Genomic DNA, 18,633 nt, shown 5'->3' with positions numbered 1-18,633 from the left:
CCCATGGAAATCTTCAATCACGACAGCAACATCCACTTCCTGGGGATGCGCAAGTACACCATTGCCATCGCCATTTTCCTGATGGTCGCCTCGGTCGGGCTGATCGCATTCAAGGGACTCAACTACGGCCTGGACTTCACCGGTGGCGTGTCGATGGTGATCGACTACGACCAGTCGGTGGAAATCTCCGAGGTGCGCGATGCGCTCGACAAGGGCGGCATCCACAACGCGATGGTGCAGAGCCTGGGCGGTACCCGCGAGGTATCGATCCGTCTGCAGCCGAAGGACGATCCGGGTGCCGTCGACGCCGCCGGCAAGTTCAACCTCGACCGCATCGCCGCCGACGTGATCAAGGTGCTGCACGCACCCCGTCCGGACGCGCGGCTGAAGAGCCGCGACTACGTGAGCGCCCAGGTGGGCCAGGAGTTGCGCAGCGACGGCACGGTGGCCGCGGTGTTCGTGATCCTGGGCATCATGGCCTACCTGTGGGTCCGCTTCGAGCGCCGCTTCGCGATCGCCGCGGTGATCACCGAGGTGCACGACACGCTGGTGACGCTGGGCATCCTGGCGCTGGTGCAGCGCGAGTTCGACATGACCGTGCTGGCCTCGGTGCTGGCGGTGATCGGCTACTCGATCAACGACAAGGTGGTGGTGTTCGACCGCATCCGCGAGCTGTTCCGGCTGGCGCGCAAGGCCGAGCCGGAGGAGATTCTCAACCGCTCGATCAACAACACGCTGTCGCGAACCATCATCACCTCGCTGTTCACCGGCATCACCATGGGCGCGCTGTATTTCTTCGGCGGCACCGCGGTGCACGGCTTCGCCATCACCATGCTGATCGGCATCGTGGTCGGCACGCTGTCCTCGATCTTCGTAGCCAGTCCGATCCTGCTGTGGCTGGGCGTGTCGAAGAAGGATCTGATGCCGGTCACCCGCGACAACCCCGAGCTGGCCCGGCGTCCATGAGCAACCATCGCCCGCAAGGCGGGCGATTCCAATATTTTCTCCCCTGCTCGCAGGGGAGATGCCCGAAGGGCAGAGGGGTACCCCAAACGAAACGAAAACGGCCCGGTCTCCACCGGGCCGTTTTTTTATCCCGATCGTTCACGCGCTATCCGCGCAGCGCGGATTCCAGCTCGGCCAGCCGCGCTGGCGTGCCGACGTCGGTCCATGCGCCTCGATGGTGCGAGCCGTCTACCTTCGTGGTGGCCATCGCCGCTTCCAGCAGCGGCCGCAGCTTGAAACGCGGCGGTTTCGCGTCGGCGCCCGGCGCAGCGCCGACCGCCTCGCGCCAGCCGTCCAGCAACTCGCGGCGGAACACGCCGATGCCGCTGTAGGTGAGCCGGGGTTCGCCGTCGTCGTGCAGGCGGCCTTCGGCGTCCAGCCGGAAATCGCCGTGCGGGTGATGCTCGGGATTGTCGGTCAGCAGCAGGTGCGCGAGGCCTCGCGGCTCGGCGGGCAGGGCGGCGTAGTCGGCGTCGCACCACACGTCGCCGCTCACCGCCAGGAACGGCTCTGGCCCCAGCAGCGGCAGCGCGTTGAGCATGCCGCCGCCGGTTTCCAGCGGCGTCGGGCCTTCGTAGGCGTAGCGGATGCGCAGGCCCCAGCGCGAGCCGTCGCCCAGCGTGGCAGGGAACTGCTCGGCCAGGTGCGAGGTATTGATCACCACGTAGTGCACGCCGGCTGCGGCGAGCTTTTCCAGGTGCCACGCGATCAGCGGCTTGCCGCCAACGTGGAGCAGCGGCTTGGGCGTGTGCCCGGTCAGCGGGCGCATGCGTTCGCCCAGGCCGGCGGCGAAGATCAGCGCGTGCCTCATGCGGCCACCTGCGTGAGGTCGCGCCCCTGCGCGTGGCGTTCCAGCAGCGCGGCAAAGTCGGCCAGCTCGGGGTAGCTGCGCGCCACCTCGACCACGTAGCGGTACACCTGCGGCACGTCCTTCAGGTAGCCCGGTTTGCCGTCGCGATACCACAGCCGGTAGAACTGGCCCAGCACGCGCACGTGGCGGTGCAGGCCGGTGAGGTCGAACCAGCGCAGGAAGCGCGCCGTGTCGATTTCCGCGCCGATCATGCCGGCCTGCCGCAGGCGCAGCCGGTAGAACTCCACCCAGCCTTCCACGCGGTCGCGCGGCCACGCGATGTAGGCGTCGCGCAGCAGCGAGGCGAGGTCGTAGGCGAGCGGGCCGTGCAGCGCGCCCTGGAAGTCAATGATCCCCGGGTTGTTCTCGCCGACCGCAAGCAGATTGCGACTGTGGTAATCGCGGTGCACGAAGCAGCGCGGCTGCGCCAGCGCATTGCGGATGATCACGTCGAACGCCGCTTCCAGCACGTCCCACTCTTCGCAGCTGGGCGTGTGGCCGAGGTGGCGTTCGAGGAACCACGTCGGCATTACTTCCAGCCCGTTCACCAACACCGTGTGGTCGAACGGCGGCAGGTCCTCGCAGGCCACCTTCGTCTGCATCGCGAGCAGCGCATCCATCGCGTCGCCATAAAGCTTGTCCGCATTCGCCTCGTTCAACTCGGTGAGGTACAGCCGCGAACCCAGATCCTCGATCAGCAGGAAGCCCTGCTGCAGATCCTGCGCCGCCACCTTCGGCACGTGCAGGCCGGCGGCGGCCAGCCGCGCGCCGATCGCCAGCCATGGTCGCGGGTCCTCCTGCGCCGGCGGCGAATCCATCACGATCCAGCTGTGGCCGTGGTGGCGGGTGCGCCAGTAGCTGCGGAAACTGGCGTCGGCCGAGGCGGGCTCCAGCGTCAGCGCCTCGTCGTCGAGCGCGCGGCGGGTCCAGGCGAGGCGGGCGGTGGCGCGGTCGGGCGTGGAAATCATGGCAACCATCGATGGCGGAACCGCGCCAGCTTAACGAGCCGCCGCCACGCTGGCGAGGCGATGGCGCACGACGGCGTTGACCTCGCGGCGATGAATCAGTACCATTTTAGTACCGATTCAAATGCGCCAGCCCGAGCCTTCCTCATGCTCCGCGTCAGCCGACTGACCGATTACGCCACCGTGGTGATGACCTGCATCGCTGCGCACCCCAGCGAGGTGCTCAGCGCGGTGCAGATCGCCGACGAGTCGCGGCTGGAACTGCCCACCGTGAGCAAGCTGCTGAAGGCACTGGGCCACGCCGGCCTGGTCGAATCGTTCCGTGGGGTCAACGGCGGCTACCGGCTGGCGCGACCGGCCAGCGGTATTTCGCTGGCCGAGATCGTCGAGGCGCTGGAAGGCCCGATCGGCATGACCGAGTGCAGCGTGGCCGAGGGCCAGTGCGACCGTGAATCCCAGTGCGGCGTGCGCGGCAGCTGGCAACTGATCAACAACGTGCTGGAAAACGCGCTGCGCGCGGTCAGCCTGGCCGACATGCTCAAGCCGCAACCGCGGCCGCCGCGGCGGATTGCCGCCGTGGCCGTGAGCGAGATCGCGATGCCGGCGAAGGCCGGACGGATCACCACCGAATGAACGACACCATGATCAACGAAGGCAGCACCGCCACCGCGTTGCGCGACAACGCCGGCGTGGCCGAAGCGCTGGGTCGCAGCTACAGCGCCGGCTTCGTCACCCAGATCGAGATGACCGGCCTGCCGCCGGGCCTGGACGAAGACACCATCCGCGCGCTGTCCGCGGTCAAGCGCGAGCCGGAATGGATGACCGAGTGGCGGCTTGGAGCCTACCGCCACTGGCTGACCATGCCGAAACCGGACTGGGCCAAGCTCAACATCGACCCGATCGACTACCAGGCGATCAGCTACTACGCCGCGCCCAAGAAGCAGCCCAAGTCGCTGGACGAGGTCGACCCCGCGCTGCTGGAAACCTACGAGAAGCTCGGCGTGCCGCTGCATGAGCGCGCCGCGCTGGCCGGCGTGGCGGTGGATGCGGTGTTCGACTCGGTCTCGGTCGGCACCACCTTCCGCAAGCAGCTGGCCGACGCCGGCGTGCTGTTCTGCTCGATGAGCGAGGCGATCCGCGAGTACCCGGAGCTGGTGCAGAAGTACCTGGGCAGCGTGGTGCCCACCGGCGACAACTTCTTCGCCGCGCTGAACTCGGCGGTGTTTTCCGATGGCAGCTTCGTGTTCATCCCGAAGGGCGTGCGCTGCCCGATGGAGCTTTCCACCTACTTCCGCATCAATGCGCAGAACACCGGCCAGTTCGAGCGCACCCTGATCGTGGCCGAGGAAGGCGCCCACGTCTCCTACCTCGAAGGCTGCACCGCGCCGAAGCGCGACGAGAACCAGCTGCACGCGGCGGTGGTCGAGCTGGTGGCGCTGGAAGGTGCGCAGATCAAGTACTCCACCGTGCAGAACTGGTACCCCGGCGACGAGAACGGCGTCGGCGGCATCTACAACTTCGTCACCAAGCGCGGCGACTGCCGCGGCGACGATTCCAAGATTTCCTGGACCCAGGTGGAAACCGGCTCGGCGATCACCTGGAAATATCCTTCCGTGGTGCTGCGCGGCGACCGCTCGGTGGGCGAGTTCTACTCGGTGGCGCTGACCCACCACTTCCAGCAGGCCGATACCGGCACCAAGATGATCCACCTCGGCAAGTTCACCAAGTCGAAGATCGTCTCCAAGGGCATCAGTGCCGGGCGCAGCTCCAACAGTTACCGCGGCCTGGTGAAGATGGAGAAGGGCGCCGAGGGCGCGCGCAACTATACCCAGTGCGACAGCCTGCTGATCGGCAAGCAGTGCGGCGCGCACACCTTTCCGTACATGGAGGTGAAGAACCCCACGGCGATCGTCGAGCACGAGGCCACCACCTCGAAGATCTCCGACGAGCAGATGTTCTATTGCCGCAGTCGCGGCATCGGCCAGGAAGACGCCGTGTCGATGATCGTCGACGGCTTCTGCAAGCAGGTCTTCCGCGAACTGCCGATGGAGTTCGCGGTGGAGGCGAAGAAACTGCTGGAGGTGAGCCTCGAAGGCGCTGTCGGCTGATGCTTTTCCTTCTCCCTCCGGGAGAAGGTGCCCGCAGGGCGGATGAGGGTACGGGGTTTGAAAGGAAGTTTGCGCAAGTCCCGTACCCTCACCCCAACCCCTCTCCCGATGGGAGAGGGGCTAAAGAAACTAGGAACAACCATGCTCAAAATCGAAAACCTCCACGCCCGCGTCGAGGGCAAGGAAATCCTCAAGGGGCTCAGCCTCACCGTGAACGCGGGCGAGGTGCACGCGATCATGGGGCCGAACGGCGCCGGCAAGTCCACACTGGGCAACGTGTTGTCCGGCCGCGAGGGCTACGAGGTGACCGCCGGCACGGTGACCTACAACGGCATCGACCTGCTGGCGCTGGAACCGGAGGCGCGTGCCGCCGCCGGCGTGTTCCTGGCGTTCCAGTACCCGGTGGAGATTCCCGGCGTCAACAACACCTATTTCCTGCGCGCGGCGCTGAATGCGCAGCGCAAGCGGCGCGGCGAGAAGGAACTGGATTCCATGCAGTTCCTAAAGCTGGTGCGCGAGAAGCTGAAGGTGATGCAGATTTCCGACGAGCTGCTGCATCGAGCGGTCAACGAGGGCTTCTCCGGCGGCGAGAAGAAACGCAACGAGATCTTCCAGATGGCGGTGCTGGAACCGCAGCTGGCGATCCTCGACGAGACCGACTCGGGCCTCGACATCGACGCGCTGAAGCAGGTGGCGCAGGGCGTCAATACGCTGCGCTCGCCGGATCGCGCGTTCCTGATGATCACCCACTACCAGCGCCTGCTCGATTACGTGGTGCCGGATTTCGTGCATGTGCTGGCCGGCGGCCGCATCGTCGAGAGCGGCGACAAGTCGCTGGCGCTGAAGCTGGAGCAGCATGGCTATGCCGGGATCGGCGAAAGCCGTCCGGCGGGAGCCGTGGCATGAACCAGCCGGCACCGCTGCCGTTGGCCGAATCGCTGCTCGCGGCGCCGCTGCCAGCCGGCGGCCCTGCGTGGCTGGAGGCGGCACGGCGCGAGCATCGTGCCGCATTCGCCGCCGGCGGTCTGCCCGACACGCGGATCGAGGCGTGGAAGTACACCGCGTTGCGCGGCCTCGCCCAGCGCCGCTTCGCCGACGGCGACGCGGCCGCCGCCGCCCGCGAGGTCGAGGCCGCGACGTTCGCCTTGCCCGGCGTGGAGGGGCCGCGGCTGGTCTTCGTCAACGGGGTGTTCCGCGCCGACCTGTCGGCGCTCGACGCGCTGCCCGCGGGGGTTTCGCTGCAGCCGCTGTCGCAGGCGCTGCGCGGTGACGCGGAACCGCTGCGTTTTGCGCTGTCGCGGCCGGCCCTGGTCGGACAAGGCCGCGAGGCCGGCGACGCGTTCGCGCAGATCAATGCAGCCCGCGCCGCCGACGGCGTGGTGCTGCGGGTTGCCGCCCATGCGAAGAGCAGCGCGCCGGTGCGGCTCGTCTTCGTGGGCGCGGCTGCCGACGCCGAGCTGGCCTGGCACGCGCGCAACGTGATCGAGCTGGGCGAGGGTGCCGAACTGGACCTGGTCGAGCAGCATGTGAGCCTTGGCGAGCAGGCCCAGCTGGCCACCCTGGTCAGCGACATCGAGCTGGGCGACCACGCCCGCCTGCGGCATGTGGTGCTGCAGGATGCCGCCGCCGGCGCCAACCTGATCCGCCGCAGCGGCCTGCGCCTGCACGCGCGGGCGCAGGCGACGCTGCACGTGCTGGAACTTGGCGGCGCACTGGTACGCCACGATCTGCGGGCGGAGCTGGTCGGCGACGGTGCGCAGTTCCATACCCGCGGTGTGTTCATGCCGCACGGGCGCCAGCACATCGATACCCAGCTGGCGATCCGCCACCAGGCGCTGGATACCACCTCCAGCTCGCACTGGCGCGGCGTGGCCGGCGACCGTGCGCGGGGCGTGTTCCGCGGCGCGATCGTGGTGGCGCCCGGCGCCGACGGCAGCGATGCCAACCTGAGCAACAAGAACCTGTTGCTGTCGCCCGCTGCGGAGATCGACACCAAGCCGGAACTGGAAATCTACGCCGACGAAGTGAAGGCCGCGCACGGCGCCACCGTGGGCCAGCTCGATGAACGCTCGTTGTTCTACCTGCGTTCGCGCGGCATCCCGCTGGGCGAGGCGCGCGCGCTGCTGACCGCCGCGTTCTGCCGCGCGATGCTGGACGACCTGCCGAACGCGGCGCTGCGCGAGCACCTGTCGGGCCTGCTGATCGCCCAGCTGCCCGCCTGATGCCCTTATCTCCTCCCCCTGCTTGCAGGGGGAGGCAGGGAGGGGGTGGCTTGTGATCTGAAGATCAAGAGCGAACCCCTCTCCAACCCTCTCCTGCGACCGAAGGAAGTCCCTTTGGGGCAAGCAGGGGAGGAGCCAACCGGATTCCCTCGAATGAACACCACAGCCAGCACTCCCACCGTCTTCGACGTCCAGCGCATCCGCGCGGACTTCCCTTTGCTGGCGCGCTCCGTGCACGGCAAGCCGCTGGTGTATCTGGACAATGCCAACACCAGCCAGAAGCCGCTGTCGGTGATCGAGGCGGTGGACAACCACTACCGCGAACACAATGCGAACGTGGCGCGGGCGGTGCATCAGCTGGGCGAGGAGGCCACCGCCGCCTACGAGGGCTCGCGCGACAAGCTGGCACGCTTCATCAACGCGCCGTCCCGCAACGAGGTGATCCTCACCTCCGGCACCACCCACTCGATCAACCTGGTCGCCTACAGTTACGCACTGCCGCAGCTGAAGCCCGGCGACAGCATCCTCACCACGGTGATGGAGCACCACGCCAACATCGTGCCGTGGCAACTGGTCGCCGCGCGCAGCGGTGCCACGGTGAAGGCCGCGCCGATCGACGAGCGCGGCGAGCTGATCGTGGAGAAGTACGTCGAGATGCTGACGCCGGAGGTGAAACTGGCCTGCGTCACCCACGTCTCCAATGTGCTGGGCACGGTCAACCCGGTGCGCGAGATCGCGCGCGAGTGCAGGAAGCGTGGCATCGCGCTGCTGGTCGACGGCTCGCAGGCGGCGCCGCACCGGCCGGTCGACGTGCAGGCGCTGGGCTGCGATTTCTATGCGGTCACCGGGCACAAGATGCTCGCCCCCACCGGCACCGGCGCGTTGTGGGCGAAGCGCGAGCACCTGGAGGCGATGCCGCCGTTCTTCGGCGGCGGCGAGATGATCCGCGAGGTGCGCTTCAGCGGCACCACCTTCGCCGCGCCGCCGCACAAGTTCGAGGCCGGCACGCCGAACATCGCCGGCTTCGCCGGGTTGTCGGCCGCGGTCGACTACTACGAGTCGGTGGGCTTCGAGGCGATCCATGCATGGGAGCAGCAGCTGCTGCATTACGCCACCGAGCGCCTGCGCGAGATCCCCGGCCTGCGCATCATCGGCGAGGCGGCGCAGAAGGAACCGGTGATCTCGTTCCTGCTGGAAGGCGCCCAGGCCACCGACCTGGCCACGCTGCTCGACCTGCAGGGCGTCGCCGTGCGCTCCGGCCACCACTGCGCGCATCCGCTGATGCAGTTCTACGACGTGCCGGCCACGCTGCGCGTCTCGCTGGCGTTCTACAACACCCGCGAGGAGATCGATGCGTTCATCGTGGCCCTGCTCAAGGTGCGCAAGCTGCTGCTGTGAAGCGTCGGAAGGTCGCATGGCCTTGCCGCTGCCGCCGGCATTATGCTTCCCGCTCCCACCGCCGCCTCCGATCCCATGCTCGCCAAGCTCCCCGGCCTGATCCGCATTCCGCTGGCGTTGCTGCTGCTCGCCGGCAACATCGTGCTGCACGTGTTGCCGCTGTTCGCCTTCACCCTGGTCAAGCTGGTCGTGCCGGTGCCGGCGATCCGGCAGGCCTGCTCGCGCCTGCTGGTGTGCATCGCGGAGAGCTGGATCGGGGTCAACAATCTGCTGTTCGACCTGTTCACCCGCATCCGCTGGCGGATCGAAGGGCTGGCGGGGCTGCGTCGCGACGGCAACTACCTGGTGCTGTGCAACCACCAGAGCTGGGTGGACATTCCGGTGCTGCAGCGGGTGTTCAACCGGCGCATCCCGTTCCTGCGTTTCTTCCTCAAGCAGCAGCTGATCTGGGTGCCGCTGCTGGGGCCTGCCTGGTGGGCGCTGGATTTCCCGTTCATGAAGCGCTACTCGCGGGAAACCCTGCTGAAGCATCCGGAACTGCAGGGCAAGGACCGCGAGGCCACCCGCCGGGCCTGCGAAAAATTCCGCCACATGCCGGTGTCGGTGATGAATTTCGTCGAAGGCACCCGCTTCACGCCGGCCAAGCACGCTGCGCAGTCCTCGCCCTACCGCTACCTGCTGCGGCCGAAAGCCGGCGGCCTGGCCTTCGTGCTCGACGCGATGGGCGATGCGCTGCACGCCATCCTCGACGTCACCATCGTCTATCCGGAAGGCCGCTGCACGATGGCGGATCTCATCGCCGGTCGCGTGCACGATATCCGCGTGCACGTGCGAGAACGGGCGATCGAGGCCGGGTTGCTCGGCGATTACGACGAGGACGCGGCGTTTCGCGGACGCGTCAAGTTGTGGGTGAACACGCTGTGGCGCGAGAAGGACGCCCAGGTGGCAAGCATGCTGACGGCGGCGGATGCCGCACCGACGGGAAATTGATATGCGTATTCTGATCGTTGGCGCCGGCGCCACCGGCGGCTATTTCGGCGGGCGCCTGTTGCAGCACGGGCGCGACGTGACCTTCCTGGTGCGCGAAAAACGTGCGAGGCAACTGGCGCAGTACGGCCTGTCGATCCGCAGCGTCACCGGCGACGCCGACCTGCCGTCGCCGCCGACGGTGCAGGCCGGCGGGCTGCATGGGCCGTACGACCTGATCCTGCTGAACTGCAAGGCGTACAGCCTGGAACAGGCGATGGCCGACATCGCGCCGGCGGTGGGGCCGGACACCACGATCCTGCCGCTGCTCAACGGCATGCGCCAGCTCGACCTGCTGGATGCGCGCTTCGGCGCGTCGCACGTGCTGGGCGGGCAGTGCGTGATCGCCGCCACGCTCGACGGGCAGGGCGTGGTGCGGCATCTCAACCAGTCGCACAGCCTCACCTTCGGCGAGCGCGACGGCAGCGCGTCAACGCGCATGCGGCGGATCACCGAGGCTTTTTCCGGTGCGGGTTTCGACGCGCGCCCGAGCGGCACGGTCCTGCAGGACATGTGGGACAAGTGGATCTTCCTTGCCTCGCTGGCCGGAATCACCTGCCTGATGCGCGGCTCGATCGGCGAGATCGTGGCCGCGCCGGGCGGCACCGCGGCGGTGCTGGACCTGCTGGAGGATTGCCGCGCGGTGGCGGAGCGCTCCGGCCATGCACCGGGCGAGCAGACCCTGCAGCGCGCCCGCAGCGTGTTGACCGAGGCCGGCTCCACGCTGACCGCCTCGATGCTGCGCGACCTGCGGCACGGCTACCCGATCGAGGCCGATCACGTGATCGGCGACATGCTGGCGCGTGCCGGGCAGCCGCTCGACGGGCGCTCGCTGCTGGCGACCGTGTATGCCCACCTGAAAGTCTACGAAGCGGGCAGGCAGTCGCCGGCGGCATGACCGCCCGGCTCCGGTAGGGCGGGGTCGTGCCCGCCGGCTTTGATGCGAGGAGCAAGCAGGGCGGGCCGTGCCCGCCCTATGGCGCTGCTCTTACCAGATCCTCACCTGCTTCGCGCCGTCGCGCACCATCGCGTCGCCCGCCTTGCAGCGGAACGCCCGGGCGAACTCGGGCATGTTCGACGGCGCGCCGATCGCGCGGAACTGCGCCGGCGCATGCGGATCGGTGTTGAGCAGGGTCAGCTGCGCCTCCGGGCGGATGTTGCCGCGCCACACGCGCGCCCAGTTGAGGAAGAAACGCTGGTCCTGGGTGTAGCCGTCGATCTTGCGCCCGGCCTCGGCCGGGTTTTTCGCCAGCGCCATCTGCAGCGCGGTGTACGCCGCGTTGAGGCCACCCAGGTCGCCGATGTTCTCGCCCATGGTGAGCTGGCCGTTGACGTGCTTGCCGGGCAGCGCCTCGTAGCCGTCGAACTGCGCGCCGAGCTTCGCGGTGCGCGCCTCGAACGCCGTGAGGTCGGCCGCGGTCCACCAGTTGACGTTGTTGCCGCCGGCGTCGAACTTGCTGCCCTGGTCGTCGTAGCCGTGGCCCATCTCGTGGCCGATCACCGCGCCGATGCCGCCGTAGTTGATCGCGTCGTCCGCGTTGGCGTCGAAGAACGGCGGCTGCAGGATCGCGGCCGGGAACACGATCTCGTTCTTCTGCGCGCTGTAGTAGGCGTTCACCGTCTGCGGGGTCATGCCCCATTCGGTGCGGTCGACCGGTTTGCCGATCTTGGCGATGGCGTAGTCGTAGTTGAACTTGTTCGCCGCCTGCACGTTGCCGAAGTAGTTGTCCGGCGTCAGCGTGAGGCCGGACCAGTCGCGCCACTTGTCGGGGTAGCCGATCTTCGGCACGAAGGTCGCCCACTTCTGCAGCGCCTTCTGCCTGGTCTCGTCGCTCATCCATTCGAGCTGTTCGATGCGCGTGCGGAAGGCCGCGCTGAGGTTGGCCACCAGTTCCTCGGCGCGCTGCTTCGACGCCGGCGAGAAATGGTCGGCCACGTACAGCTGGCCCAGCGCCATGCCCATGCCGTCGTTGGTAGCGTCGAGCACGCGCTTCCAGCGTGGCTTCATCTCCTTCTGGCCGTTCAGGGTCTGCGCGTTGAACGCGAAGTCCTCCTGCTGGAACGGCGCGGACAGGTACGGCGCCGCGTTGGCGATCGCGTGGTAGCGCAGGTAGGCCTGCCATTGCGTCAGCGGCACGTCGCCCAGCATCTTCTGCACCTCGGCGAAGAACTTCGGCTGCGACAGCGAGAAACCGCCCCTCACGTCGGCGCCCTGCGCCTTGAAGAATGCGGCCCAGTCGAAGTCCGGCGTTACCTTGTCGGCCTCGGCGAGGCTGACGTAGTGGTAACGGTTTTGCGGGTTGCGCATGTCCACCGGAGGCAGCGACACGGCAGCGAGGCGGGTTTCGAACGCCAGCACCGATCTGGCCTGCTGCTGCGCGTCGGCGGCGCCGACGCCGGTCAGTTCGAGCAGCTTCGCGATGTGCGCCACGTAGGCGGTGCGGATCTTCGCGTAGTCGCCCTTGCTGTAGTAGTCGACGGTGGGCAGGCCGAGGCCGCCCTGGCCGGCGTAGGCGATCTGCCGGTTGGAATCCTTGAAGTCGGCGTTGCCGGAGAAGCGGAACAGCACCGGCTCGCCGCGGGCGTAGCTGTCGCGGATGTAGGCCACCACGTCGGCGCGGTTCTTCAGCCCGCGGATGCGCGCCAGCTGCGGTTTGACCGGATCGAAGCCGGCCCGCTCGATGGCTGCTTCATCCATGCCGGAGGCGTACAGGTAGCCGATCTTCTGCTCGATCGAACCCGCCTTGGCGACGGCCGCTTGGCGCGCGGCTTTCTCCACGATCGTGTGCTGCACGTTGAGGCTGTCCTCGCGCAGCGCGTCGAACGAACCCCAGCGCGTGCGGTCGGCGGGAATCGGGTTGGCGGCCACCCACTTCGCGTTGACGAAGCCGTTGAAGTCGGTGCAGGCCTTGATCGAGCTGTCCAGCTCGTTCACGTCGAAGGCAGTGGAGGCGGCGAGCGCGCTGCCGCCCAGCGTCATCGCCAGGGCGAATGCCAGCGGCTGCATGCAACGGTGCTTCATGGGTGGTTTCCTTCGGGTCGGGGACGCATGCGTCCGGTGATGGGCAGGCGTCGCAATATATTGCGAACCCCGCAGGCTAGGCAGGAGGGCAGGGAGCTGCACAGTGTCGAAGGTCACGCCCGGGCTGCCTGCTCCAGGTCATGGTGGGCCCGCCGGGCGACGCACTATCATCGCGACGATGAACACACAGACCCTCCCTGTTTTCCGCGTGGCGACCCACGCCGATGTCGATGCCATCGTGGCCCTGGTCGAATCCGCGTATCGCGGCGAATCCGGCCGGCGCGGCTGGACCACCGAGTCGCACCTGCTCGACGGCCAGCGCACCGATGCGGCTGACGTGCGCGGGCTGATCGAGCGCCCCGGCAGCCGCATCCTGCTGGCCGAACGCGACGGCCGGCTCGTGGCCAGTTGCCATGTCGAGCACCAGGGCGACAACGGCTATTTCGGCATGTTCGCGGTCGACCCGGCCGGACAGGGCAGCGGGCTGGGCAGGCAGGTGCTGGCCGAGGCGGAGCGGATCGCGCGCGGGGAGTGGCATTGCCGCGCGATGCGCATGACGGTGATCGTGCAGCGCGAGGAGTTGATCGCCTGGTACGGCCGCCGCGGTTATCGGCGCACCGGCGAGTACCAGCCGTTCCCGTACGGCGACGAGCGCTTCGGCATCCCGCGCCGCGCCGACCTGCGCTTCGAGGTGCTGCGCAAGGATTTCGACGGGGTCGCCGCGTGAACGGATGGGTCCGGGTCGGCACCCGCGGCGACTTCCTGCCGGGCGAATACAAGGTGGTGTGGGATGGCGACACCCCGATCGCCGTGTACAACCTCGACGGCGCGCTGTACGCGGTCGAGGACATCTGCACCCACGACGGCGGCGACCTGGCTGGCGGCGAGGTGTTCGGCTTCGAGGTGGAGTGCCCGCGTCACGGCGCGCGCTTCGACCTACGCACCGGTGCGGTGACGAAACCGCCGGCGTACGAGCCGATCGCCAGCTTCCCCGTGCGCGAAGAAGACGACGCGATCTGGACCCGCGACGATCGCTGAAGTCGACTTCGCCTGGCCGCGCGACCAGGCCCCGCGCGTCCACGTACAGCAGCGGCTGCATGAGGCTGCTTGGCGCGGGTATGCGCTGGTCGAGGTGGCGCGCTCGCTGTCGTCGGGCCGGCGCGTCGGCGGGATGCCGCAGCCGCTGTGAGGCTCCGCCGTCGCGGTCGTCCGCGACTCAGCCGTAGGCGCGGCGATGCTCGCGATGCGGCGGGTAGTAGGCGAACACGTGGCTGTGGCTGCCGTAGAAGTCCATGTCCTCGATGTGTTCCCCGCCGAGCCGTTCGGCCACCCGGTCGGAGGCTTCGTTGCCGACCCGCACCAGGCTGATCACGCGCTGGGCATGCAGGTGGTTCCAGGCGAACCCGAGCACGGCCTCGCCCGCCTCGGTGGCGTAGCCGTGGTGGCGGTGCCCGGGCTTCAGCATCCAGCCCATTTCCAGGTCGGGCCAGCCGTCGGGGTACATCAGGCCGGCGCGGCCGATGAAGTCGCCGCTGCCCTTCAGCTCCAGCGCCCACATGCCGCAGCCGCGCAGCTGCCAGTGGCCCAGCAGCATCGCCAGCGAACGCCAGGCGTTGGTGCGGTCCAGCGGTTGGCCGTCGCCGATCCAGCGCGTGCTGTCCGGGTCGGCCAGCATTGCGGCATAGTCGTTGAAGTGCCGCTCGGTAAGCGCAGTCAGGCGCAGTCGCGCCGTTTCGATGGTGGGGATTTCAACAGGCATCACGTTCAACGTTGGGCGACAGCCAGCAGCTCGGCCAGGGCACGGGTACTGCCGGCAAGGCTCTCTTGCCAGGACAAGCCGGTGATTGTCTCACCTGTGACCGAATCGACAAAATCCTCGGCCTGGCCGGGCGGCAGCAGGTGCCGGTAGTCCACGGTGATCTCGCTGCCGGCGGGCAGCTCGGCCAGCGCGAAGACGAAACCCAGGTGCCACAACCCGTTCGGCGTGAAGCTGTGGTTGATGTAGCACTCGTCCGGCCAGTCCGGCGACAGCGTGTAGCGGTCCTCGAACCAGCGCGCGCTGGCGTGGAACTGCGCGCGGAGCTCCGGCGAGGCCATGATGTCGGCGTAGCGGAACGTCTGCTCGATGCCGTCCGGTGCGGTGATGATGCACCCCGCCGCCACGGTTTCGTCGAGGAACAGGCCGTTGCCGGCGCCGCGGATGGCGGAGGCGGCGATGTGGTAGCGCGGCAGGATCATGGCGGGGCGGCGTCGGGTCGGGCGCGCGAGTGTAGCGCAGGCGGCGCGGCCTGCCACGGGCCGCGCCGCCCGGTTTCCGGCCGGGGAACTCGCCGGCCGGCTATTCCCCGGCCGCCGCCTCCGCGACGGCCGCCTGTTTGCTCTTGCGCGCCGCCCTGGCGGGCGCATCCGCTCCGGCGGCGGTCGGGGCGGCATCGTCGGCGAGCAGGATGGCGGCCCGGTTGCGCTCGATGGTGGCCTTGCCGATGCCCTTGACGTGCTTGAGGTCGTCGGCCTTCTTGAACGGGCCGTGGGCTTCGCGCCAGGCCACGATGGCGGCCGCCTTCGACGGGCCGATGCCGTCCAGCGACTTGGCGATGGCGGCCGCGTCGGCCTGGTTGATGTTGACCGGCGTGGCGGCCAGCAGCAGTCCCGGCGTGGCCAGGGCGAGTGCAAGGGCAACGGCGACGAGTTTGTGGAACATGGCCTTTCTCCTTGGGCGGTGGTGGCGGCATCCGGGTGCCGCCGGCGCACTATGCCGCCGCGGCGAAGGGCCGCGCAGTGGGATACGCCGCAGGGTTGGCGTGCGCGGCGGGCGCTTTCGCCTGTGGGCGGCTTCCACTCGCGTGTCGGTGCGGTGGAAGCGCGCTGTTACAATGCCGGGCTTGTCCGCCTGATGGAGTGCGCCATGGATACTGCCCGCCTTTCCCGCTACGTCAGCGGCCTGTGGGACGACGAGATCGTGCCACAGCTGGTCGAGTACATCCGCATTCCCAACAAGTCGCCGATGTTCGACAAGGATTGGGTGGCGTACGGCTACATGGATGCGGCAGTCAAGCTGATGGAAGCCTGGGCGCGCTCCAAGCTGAGCCAGTTGCCGGGCGCCACGCTGGAGGTGGTGCGGCTGGAGGGGCGCACACCACTCATCTATATCGAGGTGCCGGGCCAGGGCGACGACACCGTGATGCTGTACGGCCATCTCGACAAGCAGCCGGAGATGACCGGATGGGCCGAAGGCCTCGGCCCGTGGACGCCGGTGCTGAAGGGCGACAAGCTGTATGGCCGCGGCGGCGCCGACGACGGCTACGCGATCTTCGGCTCGCTGGCCGCGCTGCTGGCGCTGCATGAGCAGGGCATCCCGCATGCGCGCTGCGTGGTGATGATCGAGGCCTGCGAGGAGTCCGGCAGTTACGACCTGCCGTACTACGTCGACCACCTGGCTGCGCGCATCGGCAGCCCGTCGCTGGTGGTGTGCCTGGATTCGGGCTGCGGCAACTACGATCAGCTGTGGCTGACCACCTCGCTGCGCGGCATGACCGGCGGCAACCTCACCGTGCGGGTGCTGGAAGAGGGCGTGCATTCGGGCGACGCCTCCGGCGTGGTGCCATCGAGCTTCCGCATCCTGCGCGAGCTGCTGTCGCGACTGGAGGACCCGGAAACCGGCACGATCAAGCCGCAGGAACTTTACGTCGAGATCCCGCAGCAGCGCATCGACCAGGCCCGGCTGTCCGCCAAGGTGCTGGGCGACGACATCTACGGCAAGTTCCCCTGGGCCGAGGGCATGCAGCCGGTCACCAAGGATCTGGCCGAACTGGTGCTCAACCGCACCTGGCGCCCGCAGCTGGCGGTCACCGGCATCGGCGGCATTCCGCCGCTGGAAAGCGCCGGCAACGTGCTGCGCCCGTTCACTTCGGTGAAGCTGAGCCTGCGCGTGCCGCCCACGCTGAGTGGCGCCAAGGCCGGCGAATTCGTCAAGCAGCTGCTGGAGAAGGACCCGCCGTACGGCGCCAAGGTCAGCTTCACCCTGGAAAAGGATGGCTCGGGCTGGAATGCGCCGGCGCTGTCGCCGTGGCTGGAGCAGGCGGTAGCCGATGCCTCGCAGAACTATTTCGGTGCGCCGGCCACTTATATGGGCGAAGGCGGCAGCATCCCGTTCATGGGCATGCTGGGCGAGAAATTCCCCAAGGCGCAGTTCCTGATCACCGGCGTGCTGGGCCCGCATTCCAACGCGCACGGCCCGAACGAGTTCCTGCACATCCCCACCGGCAAGAAGGTCAGCATGGTGGTGGCCGAGGTGGTGGCGCGCCATTTCGTGCAGGCCGGCAAGGCCTGAGGCGGTCGCTGGGGCGCCGTTTGTGATGAACGCCGACATGCCCGACCCCGCCCGCCTGGCCGCCAACTGGGCCGACATCCGCCGCCGGGTGGATGAAGCCTGCCGCGCGGCGGGCCGCGATCCGGTCGAGGTGGGCATCCTGCCGGTCAGCAAGACCTTCGGCCCGGAGCTGATCCGCGCCGCCGTGGCGCTGGGCATGCGCCGCTTCGGCGAGAACAAGGTGCAGGAGATCCGTGACAAGTCGGCGCCGCTGGCGGATTGCGGCATAGCCTGGGCGATGATCGGCCACCTGCAGACCAACAAGGCCAGGGACGTGGCGCGGCTGGCCAGCGAGGTGCAGTCGCTGGACCGGTTGGAGCTGGCCCAGGCGCTGGACCGGCGGCTGCAGCACGAAGGCCGCGCGATCGACGTGCTGGTACAGGTGAAGACTTCGTCCGAGCCCAGCAAGTACGGGCTGCCGCCCGAGCAGTTGGCTGGCTTCCTGGACAGCCTGCGCGGCTACGACACGCTGCGCGTACGCGGCCTGATGACCCTGGCGATCCACTCCACCGACCCGGCCGAGGTGCGCAGCTGCTTCCGCCGCCTGCGCGAATTGCGTGACCGCGAGGTGACGAGGGGACACGCCGTGTCGAGGCTCTCCATGGGCATGAGCGGCGACTTTCCGCTCGCCATCGCCGAGGGCGCGACCGAGGTACGGATCGGCACCGCCATCTTCGGCGCCCGGCCTTATCCGGATGAACATTACTGGCCGGAAGCGCCAGCCGGGGCATGAAATCCTTGTAATTCATCATCTTGCGTGCACTTCCTGCACAGTCGTTTTTTTGAAACGACAGGGTTCAGTTAACCTCAATCGAACATCTGCATGCCTTCTTCTTGTTAAGTTCACTGCGTCGTCACGTCGTCAGCTTCCGCTGGGCGGCCAATCTTGTGAACAACAAGGGATTTTTCCCGGCATGCCCATCAAGCACCTGACCGTTTTCGCTGCGCTCGCTTCCGCGTTGTTGCTATCCGGCCCACTCCAGGCCCGGAGGCTTCCCGTCCAGACCGATCAAGCCGTCGACACGGCGTTCATGGCTGGTGCCGGTTCACCCCTGCTGGGGCAGTTGCCGGTGTTCAGCCCGGCGTCGGCGCTGGCGCAGTCCGTGCTCCCCGGCACCGCCTCGCTGGCAGCCGACCAGGACGACCTGGGCGGCGCGGCGGTCGCAGCCAGCAGCGACGACGTCACCGAGCTGCGCAAGGCGTTGCTCGAGGTGGCGATGAAGTTGCGCGACACCCGCTATGTGCGTGGCGGCCGCGATCCCGCCACCGGTTTCGACTGCAGCGGTTTCGTCCGTTACGTGTTCGCCCATGCGGTCGGCATGCAGCTGCCGCACAACTCCGCCTCGCAATTCCTGGCCGGCCTCAAGGTCAACCGGGCCGACATGCAGCCGGGCGACCTGGTGTTCTTCCGCACCCACGGCCGGCGGAATATTTCGCACGTGGGCATCTACATCTCGAACGGCCGCTTCATCCACTCGCCGTCTGCCGGCAAGTCGGTGGAGATCTCCAGCCTCAGCGAGGCTTACTGGGCCAAGCGTTTCGCCGGCGCCAAGCGCCCCGAGGCGATGGCGCAGGTGGCGGCCGACAAGGGGTGAGGTGAAGCCGGCATTGCCGGTTTTTCGGGAGCCGCCGCAAGGCGGCTTTTTCATGGTTCCGCCACGAATGAAC

General features: G+C 68.1%; 19 protein-coding genes. 13 read left to right on the top strand and 6 right to left on the bottom strand.

The window, feature by feature from the left end:
* Positions 1-3: 3 nt before the first annotated feature.
* Positions 4-966: a protein translocase subunit SecF gene (gene secF, locus AC1Q5A_RS15700; RefSeq protein WP_492702262.1), complete on the top strand. Its 963-nt coding sequence runs from the start codon at positions 4-6 to the stop codon at positions 964-966.
* A 145-nt stretch (positions 967-1,111) separates the two neighbouring features.
* Here secF and murU read toward each other — a convergent pair whose 3' ends face one another.
* Both murU and AC1Q5A_RS15690 read right to left on the bottom strand, forming a co-directional pair.
* Positions 1,112-1,816 carry an N-acetylmuramate alpha-1-phosphate uridylyltransferase MurU gene (gene murU, locus AC1Q5A_RS15695; protein ID WP_492702260.1) on the bottom strand — a complete coding sequence of 235 codons (705 nt, stop codon included), beginning with the start codon at positions 1,814-1,816 and terminating at the stop codon, positions 1,112-1,114.
* Positions 1,813-2,823, bottom strand: a complete 1,011-nt coding sequence (locus tag AC1Q5A_RS15690) for an aminoglycoside phosphotransferase family protein (RefSeq protein WP_492702258.1) — start codon at positions 2,821-2,823, stop codon at positions 1,813-1,815. The genes murU and AC1Q5A_RS15690 overlap by 4 nt, the downstream gene beginning before the upstream one ends.
* Before the next feature lie 144 nt (positions 2,824-2,967).
* On the opposite strand from AC1Q5A_RS15690, the gene AC1Q5A_RS15685 reads away from it, so the two are divergent.
* From AC1Q5A_RS15685 to panE, 7 genes are all read left to right on the top strand, one after another.
* Positions 2,968-3,453, top strand: coding sequence for an SUF system Fe-S cluster assembly regulator (locus AC1Q5A_RS15685; RefSeq protein WP_114341207.1), 486 nt, complete (start codon positions 2,968-2,970; stop codon positions 3,451-3,453).
* Between the two features lie 8 nt (positions 3,454-3,461).
* Complete coding sequence (gene sufB / locus AC1Q5A_RS15680) at positions 3,462-4,928, top strand: Fe-S cluster assembly protein SufB (RefSeq protein ID WP_492702356.1); 1,467 nt, start codon at positions 3,462-3,464, stop codon at positions 4,926-4,928.
* Between the two features lie 141 nt (positions 4,929-5,069).
* Complete coding sequence (gene sufC, locus AC1Q5A_RS15675) at positions 5,070-5,834, top strand: Fe-S cluster assembly ATPase SufC (protein WP_114341205.1); 765 nt, start codon at positions 5,070-5,072, stop codon at positions 5,832-5,834.
* The gene (gene sufD / locus AC1Q5A_RS15670) at positions 5,831-7,150 is read left to right on the top strand and encodes a Fe-S cluster assembly protein SufD (protein ID WP_492702255.1); all 1,320 of its coding nucleotides are present in this window, start codon (positions 5,831-5,833) and stop codon (positions 7,148-7,150) included. The genes sufC and sufD overlap by 4 nt, the downstream gene beginning before the upstream one ends.
* 153 nt (positions 7,151-7,303) lie before the next feature.
* Positions 7,304-8,548, top strand: coding sequence for a cysteine desulfurase (locus AC1Q5A_RS15665; RefSeq protein WP_492702253.1), 1,245 nt, complete (start codon positions 7,304-7,306; stop codon positions 8,546-8,548).
* Between the two features lie 75 nt (positions 8,549-8,623).
* Positions 8,624-9,538: a 1-acylglycerol-3-phosphate O-acyltransferase, YihG family gene (gene yihG, locus AC1Q5A_RS15660; RefSeq protein WP_492702251.1), complete on the top strand. Its 915-nt coding sequence runs from the start codon at positions 8,624-8,626 to the stop codon at positions 9,536-9,538.
* Between the two features lies 1 nt (position 9,539).
* On the top strand, positions 9,540-10,472 hold the full coding sequence (panE, locus tag AC1Q5A_RS15655) for a 2-dehydropantoate 2-reductase (protein ID WP_492702249.1): 933 nt from the start codon (positions 9,540-9,542) through the stop codon (positions 10,470-10,472).
* A gap of 90 nt (positions 10,473-10,562) precedes the next feature.
* Here the strand turns inward: panE and AC1Q5A_RS15650 are convergent, their stop codons facing one another.
* Complete coding sequence (locus tag AC1Q5A_RS15650) at positions 10,563-12,596, bottom strand: M13 family metallopeptidase (protein WP_492702247.1); 2,034 nt, start codon at positions 12,594-12,596, stop codon at positions 10,563-10,565.
* Positions 12,597-12,774: 178 nt separating this feature from the next.
* Here AC1Q5A_RS15650 and AC1Q5A_RS15645 point away from each other — a divergent pair, with 178 nt between their 5' ends.
* Positions 12,775-13,323 (top strand): GNAT family N-acetyltransferase, encoded by a 549-nt coding sequence (locus AC1Q5A_RS15645; RefSeq protein WP_492702245.1) that lies wholly within the window; start codon positions 12,775-12,777, stop codon positions 13,321-13,323.
* On the top strand, positions 13,320-13,634 hold the full coding sequence (locus AC1Q5A_RS15640; protein WP_492702243.1) for a non-heme iron oxygenase ferredoxin subunit: 315 nt from the start codon (positions 13,320-13,322) through the stop codon (positions 13,632-13,634). Before AC1Q5A_RS15645 ends, AC1Q5A_RS15640 begins: the two co-directional genes overlap by 4 nt.
* A 178-nt stretch (positions 13,635-13,812) precedes the next feature.
* Here AC1Q5A_RS15640 and AC1Q5A_RS15635 read toward each other — a convergent pair whose 3' ends face one another.
* The 3 genes from AC1Q5A_RS15635 to AC1Q5A_RS15625 all read right to left on the bottom strand — a co-directional run bounded on the left by AC1Q5A_RS15635 (position 13,813) and on the right by AC1Q5A_RS15625 (position 15,297).
* Positions 13,813-14,355 (bottom strand): GNAT family N-acetyltransferase, encoded by a 543-nt coding sequence (locus tag AC1Q5A_RS15635; RefSeq protein WP_492702241.1) that lies wholly within the window; start codon positions 14,353-14,355, stop codon positions 13,813-13,815.
* Between the two features lie 5 nt (positions 14,356-14,360).
* On the bottom strand, positions 14,361-14,834 hold the full coding sequence (locus AC1Q5A_RS15630) for an SET domain-containing protein-lysine N-methyltransferase (RefSeq protein ID WP_492702239.1): 474 nt from the start codon (positions 14,832-14,834) through the stop codon (positions 14,361-14,363).
* A gap of 100 nt (positions 14,835-14,934) precedes the next feature.
* Entirely contained in the window at positions 14,935-15,297 is a 363-nt protein-coding gene (locus tag AC1Q5A_RS15625) for a ComEA family DNA-binding protein (RefSeq protein WP_492702237.1), read from the bottom strand.
* 204 nt (positions 15,298-15,501) lie between these two features.
* On the opposite strand from AC1Q5A_RS15625, the gene AC1Q5A_RS15620 reads away from it, so the two are divergent.
* The 3 genes from AC1Q5A_RS15620 (at position 15,502) to AC1Q5A_RS15610 (ending at position 18,560) form a co-directional block, all read left to right on the top strand.
* Positions 15,502-16,926, top strand: a complete 1,425-nt coding sequence (locus AC1Q5A_RS15620; protein WP_492702235.1) for a M20 family metallopeptidase — start codon at positions 15,502-15,504, stop codon at positions 16,924-16,926.
* Between the two features lie 37 nt (positions 16,927-16,963).
* Positions 16,964-17,698, top strand: coding sequence for a YggS family pyridoxal phosphate-dependent enzyme (locus AC1Q5A_RS15615; RefSeq protein ID WP_492702233.1), 735 nt, complete (start codon positions 16,964-16,966; stop codon positions 17,696-17,698).
* Positions 17,699-17,879: 181 nt separating this feature from the next.
* Positions 17,880-18,560, top strand: coding sequence for a C40 family peptidase (locus AC1Q5A_RS15610; RefSeq protein WP_492702231.1), 681 nt, complete (start codon positions 17,880-17,882; stop codon positions 18,558-18,560).
* Positions 18,561-18,633 lie beyond the last annotated feature (73 nt).

This window comes from Rhodanobacter sp. GW835-FHT13D09 (genome assembly GCF_058793995.1).
This window is presented reverse-complemented; position numbering and strand designations above follow the sequence as displayed.

Coding starts and splice junctions, on each gene's coding strand:
- murU (WP_492702260.1), bottom strand. CDS start 1,816: ATGAGGCACGCGCTGATCTTCGCCGCCGGCCTGGGCGAACGCATGCGC.
- sufB (WP_492702356.1), top strand. CDS start 3,462: ATGATCAACGAAGGCAGCACCGCCACCGCGTTGCGCGACAACGCCGGC.
- yihG (WP_492702251.1), top strand. CDS start 8,624: ATGCTCGCCAAGCTCCCCGGCCTGATCCGCATTCCGCTGGCGTTGCTG.
- AC1Q5A_RS15620 (WP_492702235.1), top strand. CDS start 15,502: ATGGATACTGCCCGCCTTTCCCGCTACGTCAGCGGCCTGTGGGACGAC.
- AC1Q5A_RS15625 (WP_492702237.1), bottom strand. CDS start 15,297: ATGTTCCACAAACTCGTCGCCGTTGCCCTTGCACTCGCCCTGGCCACG.
- AC1Q5A_RS15665 (WP_492702253.1), top strand. CDS start 7,304: ATGAACACCACAGCCAGCACTCCCACCGTCTTCGACGTCCAGCGCATC.
- panE (WP_492702249.1), top strand. CDS start 9,540: ATGCGTATTCTGATCGTTGGCGCCGGCGCCACCGGCGGCTATTTCGGC.
- AC1Q5A_RS15630 (WP_492702239.1), bottom strand. CDS start 14,834: ATGATCCTGCCGCGCTACCACATCGCCGCCTCCGCCATCCGCGGCGCC.
- AC1Q5A_RS15610 (WP_492702231.1), top strand. CDS start 17,880: ATGCCCATCAAGCACCTGACCGTTTTCGCTGCGCTCGCTTCCGCGTTG.
- AC1Q5A_RS15615 (WP_492702233.1), top strand. CDS start 16,964: ATGCCCGACCCCGCCCGCCTGGCCGCCAACTGGGCCGACATCCGCCGC.
- AC1Q5A_RS15650 (WP_492702247.1), bottom strand. CDS start 12,596: ATGAAGCACCGTTGCATGCAGCCGCTGGCATTCGCCCTGGCGATGACG.
- sufC (WP_114341205.1), top strand. CDS start 5,070: ATGCTCAAAATCGAAAACCTCCACGCCCGCGTCGAGGGCAAGGAAATC.
- secF (WP_492702262.1), top strand. CDS start 4: ATGGAAATCTTCAATCACGACAGCAACATCCACTTCCTGGGGATGCGC.
- AC1Q5A_RS15690 (WP_492702258.1), bottom strand. CDS start 2,823: ATGATTTCCACGCCCGACCGCGCCACCGCCCGCCTCGCCTGGACCCGC.
- sufD (WP_492702255.1), top strand. CDS start 5,831: ATGAACCAGCCGGCACCGCTGCCGTTGGCCGAATCGCTGCTCGCGGCG.
- AC1Q5A_RS15685 (WP_114341207.1), top strand. CDS start 2,968: ATGCTCCGCGTCAGCCGACTGACCGATTACGCCACCGTGGTGATGACC.
- AC1Q5A_RS15645 (WP_492702245.1), top strand. CDS start 12,775: ATGAACACACAGACCCTCCCTGTTTTCCGCGTGGCGACCCACGCCGAT.
- AC1Q5A_RS15635 (WP_492702241.1), bottom strand. CDS start 14,355: ATGCCTGTTGAAATCCCCACCATCGAAACGGCGCGACTGCGCCTGACT.